General features: G+C 65.3%; 21 protein-coding genes and 1 tRNA gene. 4 read left to right on the top strand and 18 right to left on the bottom strand.

Annotation, left to right across the window (positions count from 1 at the left end; all coding sequences use genetic code 11):
* Positions 1 to 32 precede the first annotated feature (32 nt).
* The 3 genes from argC to rplM all read right to left on the bottom strand — a co-directional run bounded on the left by argC (position 33) and on the right by rplM (position 2,040).
* Positions 33 to 968 (bottom strand): N-acetyl-gamma-glutamyl-phosphate reductase, encoded by a 936-nt coding sequence (gene argC / locus ACP7BH_RS02875; protein WP_425983888.1) that lies wholly within the window; start codon positions 966 to 968, stop codon positions 33 to 35.
* A 101-nt stretch (positions 969 to 1,069) separates the two neighbouring features.
* Positions 1,070 to 1,564, bottom strand: coding sequence for a 30S ribosomal protein S9 (gene rpsI / locus ACP7BH_RS02870; protein WP_135195973.1), 495 nt, complete (start codon positions 1,562 to 1,564; stop codon positions 1,070 to 1,072).
* A 2-nt stretch (positions 1,565 to 1,566) separates the two neighbouring features.
* On the bottom strand, positions 1,567 to 2,040 hold the full coding sequence (gene rplM, locus ACP7BH_RS02865) for a 50S ribosomal protein L13 (RefSeq protein WP_135196089.1): 474 nt from the start codon (positions 2,038 to 2,040) through the stop codon (positions 1,567 to 1,569).
* A 266-nt stretch (positions 2,041 to 2,306) separates the two neighbouring features.
* On the opposite strand from rplM, the gene ACP7BH_RS02860 reads away from it, so the two are divergent.
* Positions 2,307 to 3,692, top strand: a complete 1,386-nt coding sequence (locus ACP7BH_RS02860; RefSeq protein WP_425983890.1) for an alkaline phosphatase PhoX — start codon at positions 2,307 to 2,309, stop codon at positions 3,690 to 3,692.
* Here the strand turns inward: ACP7BH_RS02860 and ACP7BH_RS02855 are convergent.
* On the bottom strand, positions 3,661 to 4,761 hold the full coding sequence (locus tag ACP7BH_RS02855; RefSeq protein WP_425983892.1) for a COX15/CtaA family protein: 1,101 nt from the start codon (positions 4,759 to 4,761) through the stop codon (positions 3,661 to 3,663). The genes ACP7BH_RS02860 and ACP7BH_RS02855 overlap by 32 nt on opposite strands.
* A 135-nt stretch (positions 4,762 to 4,896) precedes the next feature.
* Here ACP7BH_RS02855 and ACP7BH_RS02850 point away from each other — a divergent pair, with 135 nt between their 5' ends.
* Positions 4,897 to 5,148, top strand: a complete 252-nt coding sequence (locus ACP7BH_RS02850) for a transglycosylase (protein WP_425983894.1) — start codon at positions 4,897 to 4,899, stop codon at positions 5,146 to 5,148.
* Complete coding sequence (locus tag ACP7BH_RS02845; protein WP_135195977.1) at positions 5,148 to 5,342, top strand: DUF2842 domain-containing protein; 195 nt, start codon at positions 5,148 to 5,150, stop codon at positions 5,340 to 5,342. Before ACP7BH_RS02850 ends, ACP7BH_RS02845 begins: the two co-directional genes overlap by 1 nt.
* A gap of 64 nt (positions 5,343 to 5,406) precedes the next feature.
* On the opposite strand, the gene ACP7BH_RS02840 is transcribed toward ACP7BH_RS02845, so the two are convergent.
* The 7 genes from ACP7BH_RS02840 to ACP7BH_RS02810 form a co-directional block, all read right to left on the bottom strand.
* Positions 5,407 to 5,483: transfer RNA gene (locus ACP7BH_RS02840), tRNA-Pro, on the bottom strand.
* A gap of 59 nt (positions 5,484 to 5,542) precedes the next feature.
* Positions 5,543 to 5,950, bottom strand: coding sequence for a MerR family transcriptional regulator (locus ACP7BH_RS02835; RefSeq protein ID WP_425983896.1), 408 nt, complete (start codon positions 5,948 to 5,950; stop codon positions 5,543 to 5,545).
* A 5-nt stretch (positions 5,951 to 5,955) separates the two neighbouring features.
* On the bottom strand, positions 5,956 to 6,264 hold the full coding sequence (locus ACP7BH_RS02830; RefSeq protein ID WP_135196090.1) for an integration host factor subunit alpha: 309 nt from the start codon (positions 6,262 to 6,264) through the stop codon (positions 5,956 to 5,958).
* A gap of 89 nt (positions 6,265 to 6,353) precedes the next feature.
* Complete coding sequence (locus ACP7BH_RS02825) at positions 6,354 to 7,331, bottom strand: beta-ketoacyl-ACP synthase III (RefSeq protein WP_425983898.1); 978 nt, start codon at positions 7,329 to 7,331, stop codon at positions 6,354 to 6,356.
* Positions 7,328 to 8,404 (bottom strand): phosphate acyltransferase PlsX, encoded by a 1,077-nt coding sequence (plsX, locus tag ACP7BH_RS02820; RefSeq protein WP_425983900.1) that lies wholly within the window; start codon positions 8,402 to 8,404, stop codon positions 7,328 to 7,330. Before plsX ends, ACP7BH_RS02825 begins: the two co-directional genes overlap by 4 nt.
* Before the next feature lie 106 nt (positions 8,405 to 8,510).
* Positions 8,511 to 9,029 (bottom strand): YceD family protein, encoded by a 519-nt coding sequence (locus tag ACP7BH_RS02815; protein ID WP_425983902.1) that lies wholly within the window; start codon positions 9,027 to 9,029, stop codon positions 8,511 to 8,513.
* A 5-nt stretch (positions 9,030 to 9,034) separates the two neighbouring features.
* Complete coding sequence (locus ACP7BH_RS02810) at positions 9,035 to 9,559, bottom strand: ubiquinol-cytochrome C chaperone family protein (protein ID WP_425984814.1); 525 nt, start codon at positions 9,557 to 9,559, stop codon at positions 9,035 to 9,037.
* Between the two features lie 91 nt (positions 9,560 to 9,650).
* Between ACP7BH_RS02810 and ACP7BH_RS02805 the strand changes: the two genes are divergently transcribed.
* Complete coding sequence (locus tag ACP7BH_RS02805) at positions 9,651 to 10,130, top strand: outer membrane protein assembly factor BamE (RefSeq protein ID WP_409717904.1); 480 nt, start codon at positions 9,651 to 9,653, stop codon at positions 10,128 to 10,130.
* A gap of 74 nt (positions 10,131 to 10,204) precedes the next feature.
* On the opposite strand, the gene ACP7BH_RS02800 is transcribed toward ACP7BH_RS02805, so the two are convergent.
* The 7 genes from ACP7BH_RS02800 to ACP7BH_RS02770 all read right to left on the bottom strand — a co-directional run bounded on the left by ACP7BH_RS02800 (position 10,205) and on the right by ACP7BH_RS02770 (position 16,708).
* On the bottom strand, positions 10,205 to 12,352 hold the full coding sequence (locus ACP7BH_RS02800; protein ID WP_425983904.1) for a sodium-translocating pyrophosphatase: 2,148 nt from the start codon (positions 12,350 to 12,352) through the stop codon (positions 10,205 to 10,207).
* A 175-nt stretch (positions 12,353 to 12,527) separates the two neighbouring features.
* A complete protein-coding gene (locus ACP7BH_RS02795; protein WP_425983906.1) occupies positions 12,528 to 12,962 on the bottom strand; it encodes a hypothetical protein in 435 nt (144 codons plus the stop codon).
* Positions 12,963 to 13,004: 42 nt separating this feature from the next.
* Complete coding sequence (thiL, locus tag ACP7BH_RS02790; protein ID WP_425983908.1) at positions 13,005 to 13,994, bottom strand: thiamine-phosphate kinase; 990 nt, start codon at positions 13,992 to 13,994, stop codon at positions 13,005 to 13,007.
* A complete protein-coding gene (nusB, locus tag ACP7BH_RS02785; protein ID WP_135195986.1) occupies positions 13,994 to 14,518 on the bottom strand; it encodes a transcription antitermination factor NusB in 525 nt (174 codons plus the stop codon). The genes thiL and nusB overlap by 1 nt, the downstream gene beginning before the upstream one ends.
* Positions 14,515 to 14,976, bottom strand: a complete 462-nt coding sequence (ribH, locus tag ACP7BH_RS02780) for a 6,7-dimethyl-8-ribityllumazine synthase (protein ID WP_425983910.1) — start codon at positions 14,974 to 14,976, stop codon at positions 14,515 to 14,517. The genes nusB and ribH overlap by 4 nt, the downstream gene beginning before the upstream one ends.
* Entirely contained in the window at positions 14,973 to 16,106 is a 1,134-nt protein-coding gene (gene ribB / locus ACP7BH_RS02775; RefSeq protein WP_425983912.1) for a 3,4-dihydroxy-2-butanone-4-phosphate synthase, read from the bottom strand. The genes ribH and ribB overlap by 4 nt, the downstream gene beginning before the upstream one ends.
* Positions 16,106 to 16,708 (bottom strand): riboflavin synthase, encoded by a 603-nt coding sequence (locus ACP7BH_RS02770; RefSeq protein ID WP_425983914.1) that lies wholly within the window; start codon positions 16,706 to 16,708, stop codon positions 16,106 to 16,108. Before ACP7BH_RS02770 ends, ribB begins: the two co-directional genes overlap by 1 nt.
* Positions 16,709 to 16,736: the final 28 nt, after the last annotated feature.

Genomic DNA, 16,736 nt, shown 5'->3' with positions numbered 1-16,736 from the left:
TACGAAGGACGCGGCGAAATGGTTTCAGCCGCTCAGATCAGGCCGGCCGTCTCATCCAGCCCCAGCATGATGTTCAGATTCTGCACCGCCGCGCCTGACGCGCCCTTGCCGAGGTTGTCGAGCAGGGCCACCAGCCGCGCCTGTTCGCCAGTGCGGTCGCCAAAGACGTGCAGACGCAGGCGATTGGTGCCGTTCAGGCCTTCGGGTTCCAGACCCGACAGGGCCTCTGTCTCTTCCAGATCGGTGACCTCGACGAAATGCTGTCCGTCATAGGCTTCGACCAGTGCGCCGTGGAGGCGTTCGACGGACGGCGTCTCCGGCAAGGCGGCCAGATGCAGCGGAACCTCCACCAGCATGCCCTGCCGATAGTTTCCAACCGCTGGAGCGAACAAGACGTCGCGGCTCAATCCCGTGTGTTTCGTCATCTCCGGCACATGCTTGTGCTTCAGCGACAGACCGTAGGCGCGATAGGCAGTCGCGGCGCCTGATGCTTCGAACTCAGCGATCATGGCCTTGCCGCCCCCGGAATAGCCCGACACCGCATTGACCGTGACCGGATAGGTCGCCGGAACCAGCCCCGCCCTCACCAGCGGCCGCATCAGTCCGATGAAGCCTGTAGGATAGCAGCCGGGGTTCGACACGAACGACGACCGCGCGATCAGATCACGCTGTCCCGCATCCATTTCCGGGAAGCCATAGGCCCAGCCCGGCGCGACCCGATGGGCGGTCGAAGCGTCGATCACCTTGACCGACGGATTCTCGATCATGGCCACGGCTTCCCGCGCCGCATCATCCGGCAGGCACAGGATCACCGCATCGGCGCCGTTCAAGGCCTCGCGCCGCGCATCCACATCGCGACGCCGATCGCCCAGCAGGACCAGTTCCAGATCCAGGCGCGCCTCCAGCCGCTCGCGGATCTCCAGCCCCGTGGTGCCGGCTTCGCCGTCGATGAAGATGGTGTGAGTCATAGGCTGCTCCTGACCGTCCTGCCTTGCGGGAGAAGATAGACAAGAAAAAGGGCGCTCCGGGTCTCCCCGAAGCGCCCCAAATCCAAACCGCGTGAACGCGATTAGCGCTTCGAGAACTGGAAGGAACGGCGTGCCTTGGCGCGGCCGTACTTCTTGCGCTCGACGACGCGGCTGTCGCGGGTCAGGAAGCCGTGCGGCTTCAGAACCTTGCGCAGTTCCGGTTCGAAGTGCGTCAGGGCGTGCGACAGGCCGTGGCGGATGGCGCCGGCCTGGCCGGACAGACCCGAACCTTCGACGGTGCAGATCACGTCATATTGGGTGGCGCGGTCCGAAACGGTCAGCGGCTGGGCGATCATCATGCGCAGCACGGGACGAGCGAAATACTGCTCCTGGTCCTTGCCGTTGACGGTGATCTTGCCGGTGCCGGGCTTGACCCAAACGCGAGCGATCGCGTTCTTGCGCTTGCCGGTCGAATAGGCGCGGCCCTGGGCGTCCAGCTTCTGGACATAGACGGGGGCGTCGTTCTCGACCGAAGAGCTCAGGCCCTTCAGGGCGTCGAAGCCGGTGGCGGCGGTGTCTTGCGTCGCGTCAGTCATGCTCAGGCGCTCCGGGTGTTCTTGGGCGACGCCGACTTGAAGTCGATCGTTTCCGGTTGCTGGGCTTCGTGTTCGTGTGCGCCGCCGGCGAACAGACGCAGGTGCGTCATCTGCTTGCGGGCCAGCGGGCTTTCTTTCGGCAGCATGCGCTCGACGGCCTTCTCAAGCACGCGCTCGGGGAAGCGGCCGCCCAGGACCTTCTCGGGGGTCGTCGACTTGACGCCGCCCGGGTGGCCGGTGTGGCGATAGTAGACCTTGTCGGTCGACTTCTTGCCCGTGAACACCACCTTGTCGACGTTGGTGACGACGACATAGTCGCCGCAATCGACGTGGGGGGTGTAGTCGCCGCGGTGCTTGCCGCGCAGACGGTTGGCGATGAAGGTCGCGAGGCGGCCCACCACGACGCCTTCGGCGTCGATGTGGATCCACTTCTTCTCGACCTCGGCCGGCTTCAACGAAGCCGTAGTGCTCTTCAGCATTTGAGAGGGTTCCTGGAGACGAAAATCGGGTCCGGCCCCCGAGAGAACCGAATGAAGGCGCGCTGATACAGGAGACGATTGGTCGCGTCAACGCACGCAAATGCAACGTATTCACCCTACTGCATTGTTTTCATGTAATTTTCTAAATACGGTATTAAAATACCCAGTCCTGCGCCGCCATTTGACGTTACGAAATAACAAAAATCGTCATCAAACCATGATCATTCCGAGGCATCGGGGGCCGACACCTTCGGAGCCTTCTCATGATCCTTCACCGTCGCGGCCTGATCGCCTCCAGCGCCGCCGCCGCCTTCGCCGGTCTGGCGCGCCACGCCTCCGCCCAGGCCGCCGGCGAAGAAACCTACGTCAATGAGGTTCATGGCTACGGTCCGCTGGTGCGCGATACGAACCGGCTGCTCGACCTGCCCGAGGGCTTTTCCTACCAGGTCGTGGCCCAGAGCGGCGACACCATGGCCGACGGCCTGTTCGCGCCGGGGCAACCCGACGGCATGGCCTGTTTCCCGTTGGAAGGTTCGCGCGTCGCTCTGGTGATCAATCACGAGCTCAAGGGCTCGTCCGGCCTGCACCGGAACCTCGGCCCCGGCGGCCTGCGAGAAGAGCGCCTCGGCCTGCTGGACGCGGCCAAGGCCTATGACACCTACAAGGACGGCCGTCCCCTGCCCGGCGGCTGCTCCACCATCATCTACGATCTGGCGACCCGCCAGATGGTCAGCCAGCATCTGACCCTGGCCGGCACCTCGACCAACTGCTGCGGCGGCCCGACGCCTTGGGGCAGTTGGCTGACCTGCGAGGAAACGCTTGAAACGCCGGCCGACGCCGACGTGACCAAGAGCCACGGCTGGGTGTTCGAGGTGCCGGCCACGGCGACCGGCCTCGTCGATCCCGTGCCGCTGAAGGCCATGGGGCGTTTCGACCACGAGGCCGTCTGCATCGATCCCCGCACTGGCATGGTCTATCTGACCGAAGACGACAACACCGGCCTGTTCTACCGCTTCATCCCCAAGGTCCCCGGCAAGCTGGCCGAGGGCGGGCGGCTTCAGGCCATGGCCTGGAAAGGCGTTACCGCCGCCGACACCCGCAACCAGGAGGCCCGTACCTGGGCCGTCGGCGACTGGCGCGAGATCGAATGGATCGACATGGACGACGTCGAATCGCCCAACGGCGACCTGGCCAAACGCGGCCATGCGGCGGGCGCGGCCCTGGTGGCCCGCGGTGAAGGCGTCTGGTGGGGCGACGACGAGATGTATTTCACCGCCACCTCGGGCGGACCGATCCGGCGCGGCCAGGTCATGCGGCTGGTTCCCGGCCTGAACGGAGCGGCTGACCGGTTGCAGTTGTTCGTGGAAAGCACGGACCTGAAAACCATGAACATGGCCGACAACATCACCATCGCGCCGTGGGGCCACCTGATCCTGTGCGAGGACAACTATTCCACCGACGTCCGCAACCACCTGAAGGGCGTCACCCCGGACGGCAAGGTCTATACGATCGGGCGCAACGTCTTCACCGGCAACTCCGAGTTCGCCGGGGCCTGTTTCTCGCCGGACGGCGAGGTGCTGTTCGTCAACATCATGTATCCGGGCATGACCCTGGCGATCAGAGGCCCATGGTCCTCGGTCCGGACATGAATATCCGGGCCTGAGCCCGCAGCACTAGCCACAGGTTCGCCGTCGCCACGGCCAGCACGACGGCGGCGCCGCCCTGATGTAGAACACCCAGCCACACCGGCACGGCGTGCATCAGGGTGACGATCCCCAGCAAGGCCTGGAACCAGACCACGCCCGCCAGGACGAAGGCGGCCAGGCCCATTCCCTCGGCCACACGCCAGCGCCAGGCCTGGAAGGCGTAGATGCTGACCGCGATCAGCAGGCCATAGGCCACCAGCCGGTGATTGAACTGCGTCAGGGCCTGATCATGCAGGAAGGCGCTCGCCCCCAGGCTCCAGTCCGCCGGCGGCAGCACCGCGCCGTTCATCAGCGGCCAGTCGGTATAGACCAGACCCGCATGACCGCCCGCGACCAAGGCGCCCAGCAGGCACTGCACGAAGACCGCGCCCAACAGGAAACCGGCGCCCCGCGCCCAACCAGACGGCGGCCGTCCGTGATCCTCGCCATGCCACGCCTCCAGCGCTGTCCAGATGAGGGCCGCGAACAGAATGAAGGCCAGGCCTAGGTGCGTCGCCAAACGCTCGGGTGCGACGCTGACCCGCTCGGACAGGCCGCTGGACACCATCCACCAACCGATCAGACCCTGCAGCCCGCCCAAAGCCAGCAATACGATGCAGCGCCAGATCAGGCGGTCCGGCATGGCCCATTGGCGGAACAGCGAACGCGGCGGCGCCACACGGCACAGCAGGAAGAAGATCAGCGGCAGGGCGAACACCAGGCCGATCACACGCCCGATCAGCCGGTGCAGCCATTCCCACCAGAATATGCCCTGAAATTCGCCCAGGCTCATGCCCGCGTTGATCTGGGCGTATTGGGGGATCTGCTTGTACTTGTCGAAGGCCTCGGCCCACTGGGCGTCGTTCAGCGGCGGGATCGCGCCCATGATGGGCTGCCATTCCGTGATCGACAGACCCGAGCCCGTCAGGCGGGTGATGCCGCCGACAACCACCATCAGGAAGACGATGGCCGCCGTGGCGAACAGCCACACGGCGACGGCGCGATTGCGATCTGGATTTCCGAAACGGTTCATTCGACGCCCGACACTGACCCGGATATGGTGTCGCGCTCGACGATGACCAAATCGCGACCGGTGCGGTATGCCCGCCCGGAGCGACAAGATCGAGTCGGATTGAGTTAACGGCGCTGACGCCGCAGGAGATCAGGGTTGCAATACGCCGATATCGCCGCCGCCGTTGTGGGCGGCCTGCTGCTGGCCTGGATCGCGGACCTTCTGACGGGCCGTCGCGGCTTCGGCGGCACCAGCCTGGTGTCCGGCGTCGGCCTGGCCTGTGGCTGGTTCCTGGCGGTGCGGGTCTTCGCTGTCAGCACCATGGATAGTTGGGTCTGGGTTCCCTGGGCCCTGATCGGCTCGGCCTTCTGCCTGGTCGCCTTCTTCCTGTTCAGGAACAAGCGCTGATGCACCCGCGACTGCGTCGCTTCGTCGCCGCGATCGGCGTCCTGGCCTTCCTGATCTTCTGGGTCTGGGGCCTGATCGCCCTGCGCGGAATGCTGCCTGCGTCGCAGTGGATCGACTTCCTCTTCTTCGGCATCGGCGGCACCGCCTGGGGCCTGCCGCTCATTCCGCTGCTGAAGTGGGCCGAGCGCGGATAGGCCCAGATACGACGATGGGGCCGCCCGTAAGGACGACCCCACCAACATCATTCTTTTGCAAGAATGGTCGGAGCGACAGGATTCGAACCTGCGACCCCTTGACCCCCAGTCAAGTGCGCTACCAGGCTGCGCCACGCTCCGAAGGCGCTCCCTATAGACGGGGGGATCGTCGTCCGCAAACGCTAAAACGACTTTTCCACCTACCGTGAAAGAACGGCGTCCAGACGGGCCTTCGCCTGCTCCAGATCGGCGAGAACCTGCTGCAAATTCGAGGTTTCGAGCCGCTTCGCGCCGGATTTGGCGGAACTGATCGCAACGTCGCCATCCTCGATCAAGGCGGCGGCTTCAGCCCCGATCAGCTTTTTCAGCCCCTGTTCCGTGTGCAGACGCTGGACGCCGCGAATCGTCAGGCCGTCATCGTGCAGCAGCCGCTTGACCGCCTTGAGCACAGCGATGTCCTGAGGGCGATAGAATCGCCGCCCGCCTGCGCGTTTCACCGGCGTCACGAAGGCGAACTTCGTCTCCCAGAAACGCAGCACATGCTGGGGCGCGCCGACCTCTTCGGCCGCTTCGGAAATGGTGCGAAAGGCATCGGCGCTCTTGGCCACGCGCGTCAGTCCTCGACGACGGCGTCGTGAACCCGGCTCTTCATGATCTGCGAGGCGCGGAAGCTGATGACACGGCGCGGATTGATCGCCGCCGGTTCGCCGGTCTTGGGATTGCGGCCCATTCGGGCGCGCTTCTCGCGAACCTGAAAGACGCCGAAGCCGGACAGCTTCACCGTCTCGCCGCGTTCCAACGATTCGACGATCAATTCGAGGGTGCGCTCGACCAGGCTTGAGCACTCCTGACGCGACAGGCCGACCTCATTGTGTACGGCTTCGCACAGGTCAGCGCGCGTCACGGTCTGTTGGCCTGCCATCATATCCCCGCTCATGCGATCCGCTCGCATTCATAGGGCCGCAAAGGCCCCGAAAAATCAATGCCTATGGCCGATTTAAAGTCGCCACCTCAGAGCCGCAGGGCGCAGGCGCCCCAGGTCAGACCGCCGCCCATGGCTTCCAACAGGATCATGTCGCCCTTCTTGATCCGTCCGTCCTGGATCGCGGCGTCAAGCGCCAAGGGGATGGAGGCGGCCGAGGTGTTGGCATGGGTCGCGACAGTCGAGATGACCTTGTTCTCGTCCAGACCCAGCCGGTCGCCGACGCCCTTGATGATGCGCTGATTGGCCTGGTGGGGCACGAACCAGTCCACGTCCGCGATCTCGATGTTGGCGGCGGCGCAGGCGGCGGTGATGCCCTCAGCGATATTCACCACGGCATGGCGGAACACTTGGTTGCCGGCCATGCGCAGATGACCGACCGTTCCGGTCGTCGATGGGCCGCCATCGACATACAGCAGATCGGTCTTGGAGCCGTCGGCGCGCAACGCAAAGCCCAACATGCCCTGATCGTCGGACGTCCCCTGCCCTTCGCGTGGTTCCAGCACCACGGCGCCGGCGCCGTCGCCGAACAGTACGCAGGTGGTCCGGTCAGTCCAGTCCATCAGCTTCGTCATTTCTTCGGCCCCGATCACCAGGGCGCATTTCGACAGGCCGCGCGCCACGAAACCGTCGGCGACGCTCAAGGCGTAGACGAAACCGGAGCAGACCGCCTGAACGTCGAAGGCGATGCCGACGCCGGCGCCCAACTTGGCCTGAACGATCGAGGCGACGGCCGGAAAGGTCATGTCGGGCGTGGTGGTGGCTACGATGATCAGATCGACGTCCGCCGCTGTCTTGCCGGCGTCGGCCAGCGCCTTCTTTGCGGCTTCGACCGCCAGGTCGCTGGTCGGCTGGTCGTCGCGCGCCTTGTGGCGCTGCTTGATGCCGGTGCGCTCCTGGATCCATTCGTCGGACGTATCGACGAACTTGGCCAGGTCGGCGTTGGTGACGATCTGTTCCGGCAGATAGGAACCGACGCCGGTCACGGCGCTGCGAGTGACGCTCACTGGAGGGGTTCTCCCACGGATGCGGCGGGCTTGGCGGCATGATCGAACACCGCGTCCAGCTTGCCCAGGTTGTCCCCCACCTTGCTCATATAGTCACTGCGGGCCAGATCGACAGCGATGCGGATCGCATTGCCGAATCCCTTGGCGTCGGCGCCGCCGTGGCTCTTCACGACAATACCGTTGAGACCCAGCAGCGGCCCGCCATTGATGGTGCTGGGATCGATCTTCTGGCGCATTTTCTTCAGCGCCGGCATGGCGATGACGGCGCCCAGTTTCGACTGCAGGTTCGAAGTCAGGGCCTCTTTCAGCAGGGCCGAGATATAGCGCGCCGTGCCTTCGGCGGTCTTCAGCGCGATATTGCCGGTGAAGCCATCCGTGACGACCACGTCCACCGTGCCCTTGGCGATGTCGTCGCCCTCGACGAAACCGTGATAGTTCAGGTCGAACGGGCCGTCGCGCAGGATGGCGTGAGCCTCCTTGACCTGTTCATTGCCCTTCATGTCCTCGGACCCGACGTTCAGCAGGCCGATCGTCGGGCGCGCGATGCCGCGCACCGCCGACTGGAAGGCCTCGCCCATGATGGCGAACTCGACCAGTTGCTCGGCGTCGCTGCCGATATTGGCGCCCACATCCAGAACCGCGGTATGGCCCTTGAAGGTCGGCCAACTGGCGACGATGGCCGGCCGCTCCAGCCCCGGCGCGGACATGCGCAGAATCAGTTTCGAGATCGCCATCAGGGCGCCGGTGTTGCCGGCCGAGACGACCCCGCCTGCCTGTCCCGTCTTCGCCGCCTCGATGGCGTTCCACAGACTGGAGCCCTTGCCGCGCCGCATGGCTTGGGCCGGCTTCTCGTCCATGGCCACGACCTTGTCGGTGTGACGGATTTCGCAGATGTCCGCCGCCAGGCCGCAGCGCGCCAGTTCGGGGGCGATCTTGGCCTCGTCGCCATGCAGAAGGAAGCGAACGCCCTCGCCGTCATGGGCGCGGATGTAGCTGCGGATGCCGGGAACGACGACGGATGGCCCGTGATCGCCGCCCATGGCGTCAAGCGAGATCGTAACTGGGGCTGGCAAATGGACCTCGTTTGGCCGCGTCGTCTTGTCGCGCGACGCTTGGCAGTATGCGCTGGACGATAGCGCCGAAGCCGGGGGATGCAACCACCCGGCCCCTGCGTCAACCTCAGCCTTTATCGTCCTGAGATTTAAGCGCCTTCAAGGCGGCGAAGGGTGAAATCTCGCCCGGCTCCTCTGGTTGCACGAATTCCGCGCCCGGCTTGCGCGGGAAAGGATCCAGCGACAGCAGCAGTTGTTCGACGGCGTACTGACCCAGGTCGATCTTGCCGTCCTCGATCACATCGGCGTCTTCCTCGTCCAGCGTGACCTCGATTTCCTCGGTCTCCTGAGGCTTAGCCTGGACCAGCTGGATCGAAAAGCGGCGATCCACATCGACGGGCAAAGGCTCCAGCGTCAGGCCGCAGGACTGAATGGCATGGGCCGTGATACGACCCTTCAGGGTCCACTCGCTGGTGGAGGGGGTCGGCTTCACGTCGAAATCCACGACGAAGTCTTCAAGGCCCTGCAGATCCAGAGCGCGGGCGATTCGCTTGCGCGTGTCCGCATCGGGTTCAAGTTTCCGGCTCAGTCCGGCCCCGATCTGATTGACCCGCACCGTCTCGCTGTAGGGGAGCGTCACGCTCATCTGTCTTAAACTTCCGCCCAGGCCGGCGTCGCCAGCACCTTGTTGAAATCCTGCGCCGCCAGAGCCGCGCGTGTGGTCAGCGCATAGTGCGCCAGTTCCTCTGCGTGCATCGCCTGCGGCTCTGCATAGACATTCTTCGCCATCGCCTCGGCCAGAGCGACGGCGTCGTCGGCCCGCAGCGGCTGCTCATAGGCGTTCATCCGGCCGTACAGGGCCTCGCCCAGCTTGCGCATCTTTTTGCCGACGGCGACGTCGCCCACGCCTTCCTCACGCAGGGCATGGTCCAGCGCGGAGACATAGACGTCGAACACAGCCTGTGCCGCATCCTGGCCCTGGGCCGTATTCTCGTCGCGCAGCCGCAGCACCAGCAGCAGCACGTGCAACGTATAAAGTTCGAATCGGGCGTCGATGCGGTCGGCGACGCCCAGCCGCGTATAGAAGGCCGGATTGCGCGCCTGGCTGACAGCCTTGGCGTACAGATCGTCACCGATACGGACGCCGGGTCGGGCTTTGAACAGGTTTTTGAGCATGGGTTTCAACGGCCCCTTTTCCGCCGCGCCGTTGAACTAGGACGCAGGTCCGTCTAGGTCAAAGACCTTGTTCTCTCGCAGGCGCCCGACCATGTCCCGTTTCGTCCCGCTTTTCGTCGCCGTTTCGCTGGCCGGCCTGTCCGCCGCCTGTGCTCCGACCATCGGCTCCAACGGCTTCCAGGCCATCGACGCCAAGCCGCAGGACGTGGTCGCCGGCACCGACACCAAGGAGACGGTCCTGGCCAAGCTGGGCTCGCCCTCGACCACCTCGACCTTCGAGCCTGATCAGGTCTGGTACTACATCAGCCAGACGACCGAGAAATACACCTACAACCTGCCAAAGGTCTCCACCCGCACGGTGACGGAGATCACCTTCGTGCCGCAGGGCGACCAGGTGGCGTCGGTGCGCACACTGGGCCTGACCGATGGCGAACAGATCGCCATGAACCGCAACGAGACGCCGACGCGCGGTCGCGAGCTGACGGTGCTGGAACAACTGCTCGGCAATGTCGGTCGTGGCCAGTTGCCTCGGACCGACGAAGACACGCCCGGCCAGCGCCGCCCCGACTAAGGCGACCTTCTTCCCAAACAAGAACGCCCCGGAGATCGCTCTCCGGGGCGTTTTCGTATCGGCAGTCAGACGACCTAGCCGATGTTTCCGCTCGCCAGCACCGCCAGCAGAAGCAGGGCGACGATGTTGGTGATCTTGATCATCGGGTTCACCGCCGGACCGGAGGTGTCCTTGTAGGGATCGCCCACCGTATCGCCGGTCACGGCCGCCTTATGGGCTTCGGAGCCCTTGCCGTGGACGACGCCGTTCTTGTCGGTGAAGCCTTCCTCGATCACCTTCTTGGCGTTGTCCCAGGCGCCGCCGCCCGAGGTCATGGAGATGGCCACGAACAGGCCGGTGACGATCACCCCCATCAGCATGGCGCCCAACGCGGCAAACGCGTTGGCCTTGTCCGAGATGCCCAGAATGGCGACGAACAGGACGATGGGTGACAACACCGGCAACAGCGACGGCACGATCATCTCGCGGATCGCCGCCTTGGTCAGGATGTCGACGGCCCGGCCGTACTCCGGCTTGACCTCATAGGTCATGATGCCGGGGTTCTCGCGGAACTGACGCCGTACCTCGGCGACCACAGCCTCGGCCGCACGTCCCACCGCCATCATCGACATCCCGCCGAACAGGAAGGGCAACAGCCCCCCGAACAGCAGACCGACGACGACGTAGGGGTTGGTCAGATCGAAGGCGATCGGCCCCATGTCGGCGAAGAACGGATAGTCCGCCGGATTGGCCGAGAAATACTGCAGGTCCGACGTATAGGCGGCGAACAGCACCAGCGCGCCGAGGCCCGCCGAACCGATGGCATATCCCTTGGTCACCGCCTTGGTCGTGTTGCCCACGGCGTCCAGCGCATCCGTCGAATGACGCACGTCGCTGGGCAGGCCCGCCATTTCGGCGATGCCCCCGGCGTTGTCCGTCACCGGCCCAAAGGCGTCCAGCGCCACGATCATCCCCGCCACGCCCAGCATGGTCGTGGTGGCGATGGCGATGCCGAACAGGCCCGCCAGCTGGAAGCTGGCGACGATGCCGACGATGATCGTCAGGGCCGGAAGCGCGGTGGATTCCAGCGACACCGCCAGCCCCTGGATCACATTGGTGCCGTGTCCCGAGACCGAGGCGTTGGCCACGGACTGTACAGGCCGGAAGTTCGAGCCGGTGTAATATTCGGTCACCACCACGATCGCCGCCGTCACCGCCAGACCGACCATGCCGGACCAGAACAGCGCCATCGGCTGAATCTCAAGGCCGCTGGCCGTCACGATCGGCCCCGTCACCATCTGGTTTATCACCCACCACACCGCGCCGATGGACAGGACGCCGGTCACGATCAGGCCCTGATACAGGGCTCCCATGATGTTCTGGCTCTTGCCCAGCCGCACGAAGAAGCTGCCGACGATGGAGGTGACGATGCACACCGCGCAGATCGCCAGAGGCAGGACCATCATCAGATCGACATAGGGTTGTCCTCGGAAGAAGATGGCGGCCAAAACCATGGTCGCGACGGTCGTCACCGCATAGGTCTCGAACAGGTCGGCCGCCATGCCGGCGCAGTCGCCGACGTTGTCGCCGACGTTGTCAGCAATGGTCGCGGCGTTGCGAGGATCGTCCTCGGGGATGCCCGCCTCGACCTTGCCCACCATGTCGCCGCCCACGTCGGCGCCCTTGGTGAAGATTCCCCCGCCCAGACGCGCGAAGATCGAGATCAACGACGCGCCGAAGCCCAGCGCCACCAGACCGTCGATCACCTCCCGTCCGGTCGACGCCAGGCCCAGATGTTGGGTCATCACGATATAATAGCCCGACACCCCGATCAGGGCCCCGCCCGCCACGAACATCCCGGTGATGGCGCCCGAGCGGAACGCCAGGTTCAGCCCCTTGGACAGACTTTCGGACGCCGCCTGCGCCGTGCGCACATTGGCTCGCACCGAGATCAGCATCCCGGCATAGCCGGCCGCGCCGGACAGGACGGACCCGATCAGGAAGCCGACGGCGGCGTAGATGCCGATCAGGAAATAGGCTGCGATCAGGATCACGATCCCGACGATGCCGATGGTCAGATATTGCCGCTTCAGATAGGCGGAGGCGCCTTCCTGGATGGCGGCGGCGATCTCTCGCATTTTGTCGTTGCCGGTGCTCGCCTTCATCAGCACGGCGGTCTGAGCGGCGCCATACAGCACCGCCAGCACACCGGCCGCGAAGACCAGCGTAAGTGAGTTCGTCATTGGCGTTTCCATGCCCTTGCAAACAGGCGCGCAGGCCTTGGCGCGGTCGGGCGTTATCGCCTCTGTCCGCCTTCCGGTCCCCCCGCACGCGGCGGACGCGTCAGTGCGTCCTTTGGGATTTGCAAGAGGAGCGTGTCATGGCCTTACAGGTCGCGCAACCGTGATCGACGAGCCGTCAACGCGTCGTCGGCATGCCCGTGCGGCGTCTTGGGCTTTGCGACACGATTTCGACGCCAGTGATCGAGCCTCGCCCGGAGATCGCGTTTGCAGCCGCCAAGACCGCGGCGGACAGCGTCTGTTCGTTCAGACGCGTCCAATCGCCCGCGACGGTGAACGGCGTCCGATGCGCGGCCTTGACCAGAGCGTCACGGAAGAACGCTTCCTTGGGCCGCATCTGTTCGACCGTCTTACCTCGCCCCAATTGAAGGCGCAGCGCGACGAAGACGTAGTTCCTCAGTCGGCCGCCCTCGATCACGGGCAGGCCCAGGCCGGCGATGCTCAGCGCGGCCGGCGCAGCGGGCGCGTCGCTGCTGCTCGATGCGGTTGCGGATGTGGCGGCCGCCCCGGCGAGAGCGGCGGTTCCGGCGGTGATCAGGGAGCGACGGTTCATCCGTCGCTTATGACGCAAGGCCGTTAGGATTCCCTTGCCACCTCAACCGTGGGTCCAACCGCCGCGCGCCATGACGATGGGCAGGCCGTCATAGGTGACGGTCAGGCCTGATCCAGCGGTCACCTCGCCAATTCGGGTCAGACGCAACAGGCGGTGTTCAGCCTCGCGACGTAGGGTTTCTTCGTGGCGCGGGTGGGCGGTGAAGGCGATCTCATAGTCGTCGCCGCCGCTTGCCAGGTCTTCCAGCGACAGCTGCGGATCAACCCGGTCCGCAAACCAGGCCTGGGCCGCCGCCGACAGAGGCAGGACGTTCAGGTTCAATGAGACGCCTACCCGGCTCGCTTTGGCGACATGGGCCAGATCGGCGGCCAGGCCGTCCGAGACATCGACCGAGGCCGTCGCGAAATCCCGCACGACATCGGCGAAATCCACGCGCGGCGTCGGCGTGCGGTAGTGGGTCGCCAGGGCCGCGAGGCGTTCAGGCGCCAGCGACAGCTCGCCCCGGGCCGCCTTCAAACCCAGCAGGCCGTCGCCGATTGCGCCGGTCACGAACACCAGATCCCCGGCCTGGGCGCCTGCACGCGACACGGACGCACCCGTCGGAACCCATCCCAAGGCCGTCAGCGAGAACGTCGCCGGGCCGGGCGTCTTCACGGTGTCCCCACCCAGCAGAAAGACGCCGAACTCCGCCTGATCCTCGGCCAGACCGGCCGCAAAGGCCTCGCGCTCCGGCCAGCCGCAGCGTTCGGACCAGCAGCAGGCCATCAGATAGCCGAACGGCTCGGCCCCCTTGGCCGCCAGATCCGAAAGGTTCACCCGCAGCAGCTTCCTGGCCACCGTGTCCAGCGGATCGTCCGGCAGAAAATGCACGCCCTCGACGATGGCGTCCTTGGTCAGGACCAGATCGTAGCCGGGACGCGACGGCAGGACCGCCACATCGTCGGCAAGCCCCCTGCCCCATTCGGGATGGGCCAGGGGCCGCAACAGCCTCTCGATCGTCTCGAACTCGCCCGCGACGTCGAGCGCCGGCATTATTTGCGCGTGTCTCTGGACACACCGTCCAGCGCCGCATTGACGAAGCGCGCCTCGGAATCGTCGAAGAAGGCCTTGGCCAGTTCGACATATTCGTCGATCACGACCTCGCGCGGTGTTTCGGGATGTTTGATCAGCTCCCAGGCGCCCGAGCGCAGCAGGGCGCGCAGGGTGGCGTCGAGCCGCTCCAGCTTCCAGTTCGAGGCCAGGCGCGCCTTGATGGCCGCATCGATGTCGCGCTGGCTTTCGATCACGCCGCGCACGATGTCGGCGAAATAGGCCTCGTCGGCCTCGGCGAGCGCTTCGCCCTCGATATCGGTGTCGAAACGGAAGTTCGAGAACTCGGTGATCACCGTCTCCACGCCCTCGCCCGCCAGCTCCATCTGATACAGGGCCTGGACGGCGGCCAGGCGCGACACGGTGCGGGCGCGACGCTGTTTCGAGCTCAGATTGGGCTCGGCGCGCTGCCTTTCGGCTTCGGCGAGTTGTTCGAGGACGGCTTTGACGCTGTTAGGTTCAGTCATGCGCCGACGCCATGACGCAACCGCTTCTTCAATGCAATGAGGTCGAGGCAGGCCTTGGCCGCGCCGCCGCCCTTATCCCCTTCCGACAGACGGGCCCGATACCAGGCCTGGTCCTCGTCTTCGGTCGTCAGGATGCCGTTGCCGATGATCACGCCCTTGACGCCCAAGGCCATAATGCCGGCCGCAGACTGGTCCGAGACGATCTCGAAATGATAGGTCTCGCCGCGGATGACCGTGCCGAGCGCCACATAGCCGTCATAGCGAGGCGCGGTCGGGAAACGCCCGGCTTCCTCGGCCAGGGCGATGGCGGGCGGAACTTCAAGCGCGCCGGGCACGGTGATGACGTCGAAGTCTACGCCCCGCGCCTTCAGCGTCTCCTTGGCGCCTTCCAGCAGGGCGTCGGCCAGGTCGTCGTAGAAGCGCGCCTCGACGATCAGAATACGGGGTGCGTCAGTCACGCCTTGTCTTCTCCATCCATGTCGCGCCAGCCGACGATGCGCAGGCCATAGCCCTCAAGCGCCGTCGGTTCGGGTCGCGTCGAACTCATCACGATCATGTCCTTGACGCCCAGGTCCAGCAGGATCTGAGCCCCCACGCCATAGGCGCGCAGCGACCGGTCCATCGCCGCCGGCTTGTCCACCCCCGCCAACCGTTCGGCCAGCGAGGTCAGCGACGGATCGCGCAGGAAGACCACGACGCCGGGGCCGTCGTGATCGGTGATCTGCTTCAGTGCGGTGGGCACATAGTCCTGGCGCGCCTCGACATGGCCCAGCAGGTCGCAGGCGAAGTCTACCTGGTGCATCCGCACCAGCGTCGGTTTGGTCGGGTCGATGCGGCCCTTGACCAGGGCGACGTGCTCGGCCCCCTCGATGGTGTTCTTGTAGAGCATCAGCCGGAAAGGCCCGCCGTGCACGCTCTCGAACGGCGTGTCCATGATCCGCTCGACAAACCGCTCGGTGCGGCGGCGATAGGCGATCAGATCGGCGATGGTGCCGATCTTCAGCCCGTGCAGTTGGGCGAAGGCGACCAGATCAGGCATCCGCGCCATCTCGCCGTCGTCCTTGATGATCTCGCAGATCACCCCGGCCGGGGTCAGGCCCGCCATCCGGCTGATATCCACCGCCGCCTCGGTATGGCCGGCGCGAACCAAAACCCCGCCGTCGCGCGCCACCAGCGGGAAGATGTGGCCGGGCGAGACGATGTCGTCCATGCCCTTCGACGCGTCTGTGGCTACATGAATGGTGCGCGACCGGTCGGCCGCCGAAATCCCCGTGGTCACGCCGTCCTTGGCCTCGATCGAGACGGTGAAGGCGGTCTTCATGCTCTCGCGATTGTCAGCGGCCATCGGCGGCAGGCGCAGTTGGTTCGCTCGGTCCGCGGTGATGGCCAGGCAGACCAGGCCGCGCGCCTGGCGGATCATGAAGTTGATCTGGTCGGGGGTGGCGAACTGCGCGGGGATGATGATGTCCCCCTCGTTCTCGCGATCCTCGGCATCCACCAGGATGTAGGGACGGCCGTTGCGGGCGTCTTCCAGAATGTCCTCGATGGGACTGATCGGACTGTCGTTCATGTTCGCGGCCAATTGCATCACGCCGTCTCCTGCCACCGCGCGAGGTAACGCGCCAGCATGTCGATCTCCAGATTGACCGGATCACCGACCTTCAGACGTCCCAGGGTCGTCACATCCCACGTATGCGGGATGATGTTCAGCGAGAATATCTGTCCCTCGACGGCGTTCACTGTCAGGGACACGCCATCGACCGTGATAGATCCCTTGGCGGCGATATAGCGGTGAAGGGGCGCCGGCGTCTCGACCTGGATCCTGTGCGATCCGCCCTCGGGCGTGATCGAGACGACGCGGCCCAGGCCGTCGACATGGCCCGACACCACATGGCCGCCCATCTCGTCGCCCAGCTTGGCCGCCCGCTCCAGATTGACTCCGTCGCCGGCCTTCCAGGCGCCCAGGGTGGTCTTGGACAGCGTCTCGTTCGACACCTCGACGGCGAACCAGCCCCCCCGTGCATCTTGCCCCTTTTCCGTCACCGTCAGGCAGCAACCCGCATGGCTGATCGAGGCGCCCAGGTCGATGCCGTCGGTATCCCAGATGGTTTCGATCTCATAACGGCGGTCGCGATCGGTCTCGCGGACCTCGCGGACGCGGCCGATGTCGGTGACGATGCCGGTGAACATTGGACGCTGGCCCCTTTCGGACCCGAAA

The sequence above is a fragment of the Brevundimonas sp. TWP2-1 genome, from assembly GCF_049897645.1.
Classification (GTDB): domain Bacteria; phylum Pseudomonadota; class Alphaproteobacteria; order Caulobacterales; family Caulobacteraceae; genus Brevundimonas.
The sequence above is the reverse complement of the archived record's forward strand: the minus strand, read 5'-3'. Positions and strand labels throughout refer to the sequence as shown.

Coding starts and splice junctions, on each gene's coding strand:
- ACP7BH_RS02815 (WP_425983902.1), bottom strand. CDS start 9,029: ATGAGCGTGACGCTCCCCTACAGCGAGACGGTGCGGGTCAATCAGATC.
- ACP7BH_RS02830 (WP_135196090.1), bottom strand. CDS start 6,264: ATGGCAGGCCAACAGACCGTGACGCGCGCTGACCTGTGCGAAGCCGTA.
- ACP7BH_RS02795 (WP_425983906.1), bottom strand. CDS start 12,962: ATGAACCGTCGCTCCCTGATCACCGCCGGAACCGCCGCTCTCGCCGGG.
- ACP7BH_RS02855 (WP_425983892.1), bottom strand. CDS start 4,761: ATGAACCGTTTCGGAAATCCAGATCGCAATCGCGCCGTCGCCGTGTGG.
- ACP7BH_RS02860 (WP_425983890.1), top strand. CDS start 2,307: ATGATCCTTCACCGTCGCGGCCTGATCGCCTCCAGCGCCGCCGCCGCC.
- argC (WP_425983888.1), bottom strand. CDS start 968: ATGACTCACACCATCTTCATCGACGGCGAAGCCGGCACCACGGGGCTG.
- thiL (WP_425983908.1), bottom strand. CDS start 13,994: ATGCCGGCGCTCGACGTCGCGGGCGAGTTCGAGACGATCGAGAGGCTG.
- ACP7BH_RS02800 (WP_425983904.1), bottom strand. CDS start 12,352: ATGACGAACTCACTTACGCTGGTCTTCGCGGCCGGTGTGCTGGCGGTG.
- ACP7BH_RS02810 (WP_425984814.1), bottom strand. CDS start 9,559: ATGCTCAAAAACCTGTTCAAAGCCCGACCCGGCGTCCGTATCGGTGAC.
- ribB (WP_425983912.1), bottom strand. CDS start 16,106: ATGCAATTGGCCGCGAACATGAACGACAGTCCGATCAGTCCCATCGAG.
- ACP7BH_RS02770 (WP_425983914.1), bottom strand. CDS start 16,708: ATGTTCACCGGCATCGTCACCGACATCGGCCGCGTCCGCGAGGTCCGC.
- rpsI (WP_135195973.1), bottom strand. CDS start 1,564: ATGACTGACGCGACGCAAGACACCGCCGCCACCGGCTTCGACGCCCTG.
- nusB (WP_135195986.1), bottom strand. CDS start 14,518: ATGACTGAACCTAACAGCGTCAAAGCCGTCCTCGAACAACTCGCCGAA.
- ACP7BH_RS02805 (WP_409717904.1), top strand. CDS start 9,651: ATGTCCCGTTTCGTCCCGCTTTTCGTCGCCGTTTCGCTGGCCGGCCTG.
- ACP7BH_RS02845 (WP_135195977.1), top strand. CDS start 5,148: ATGCACCCGCGACTGCGTCGCTTCGTCGCCGCGATCGGCGTCCTGGCC.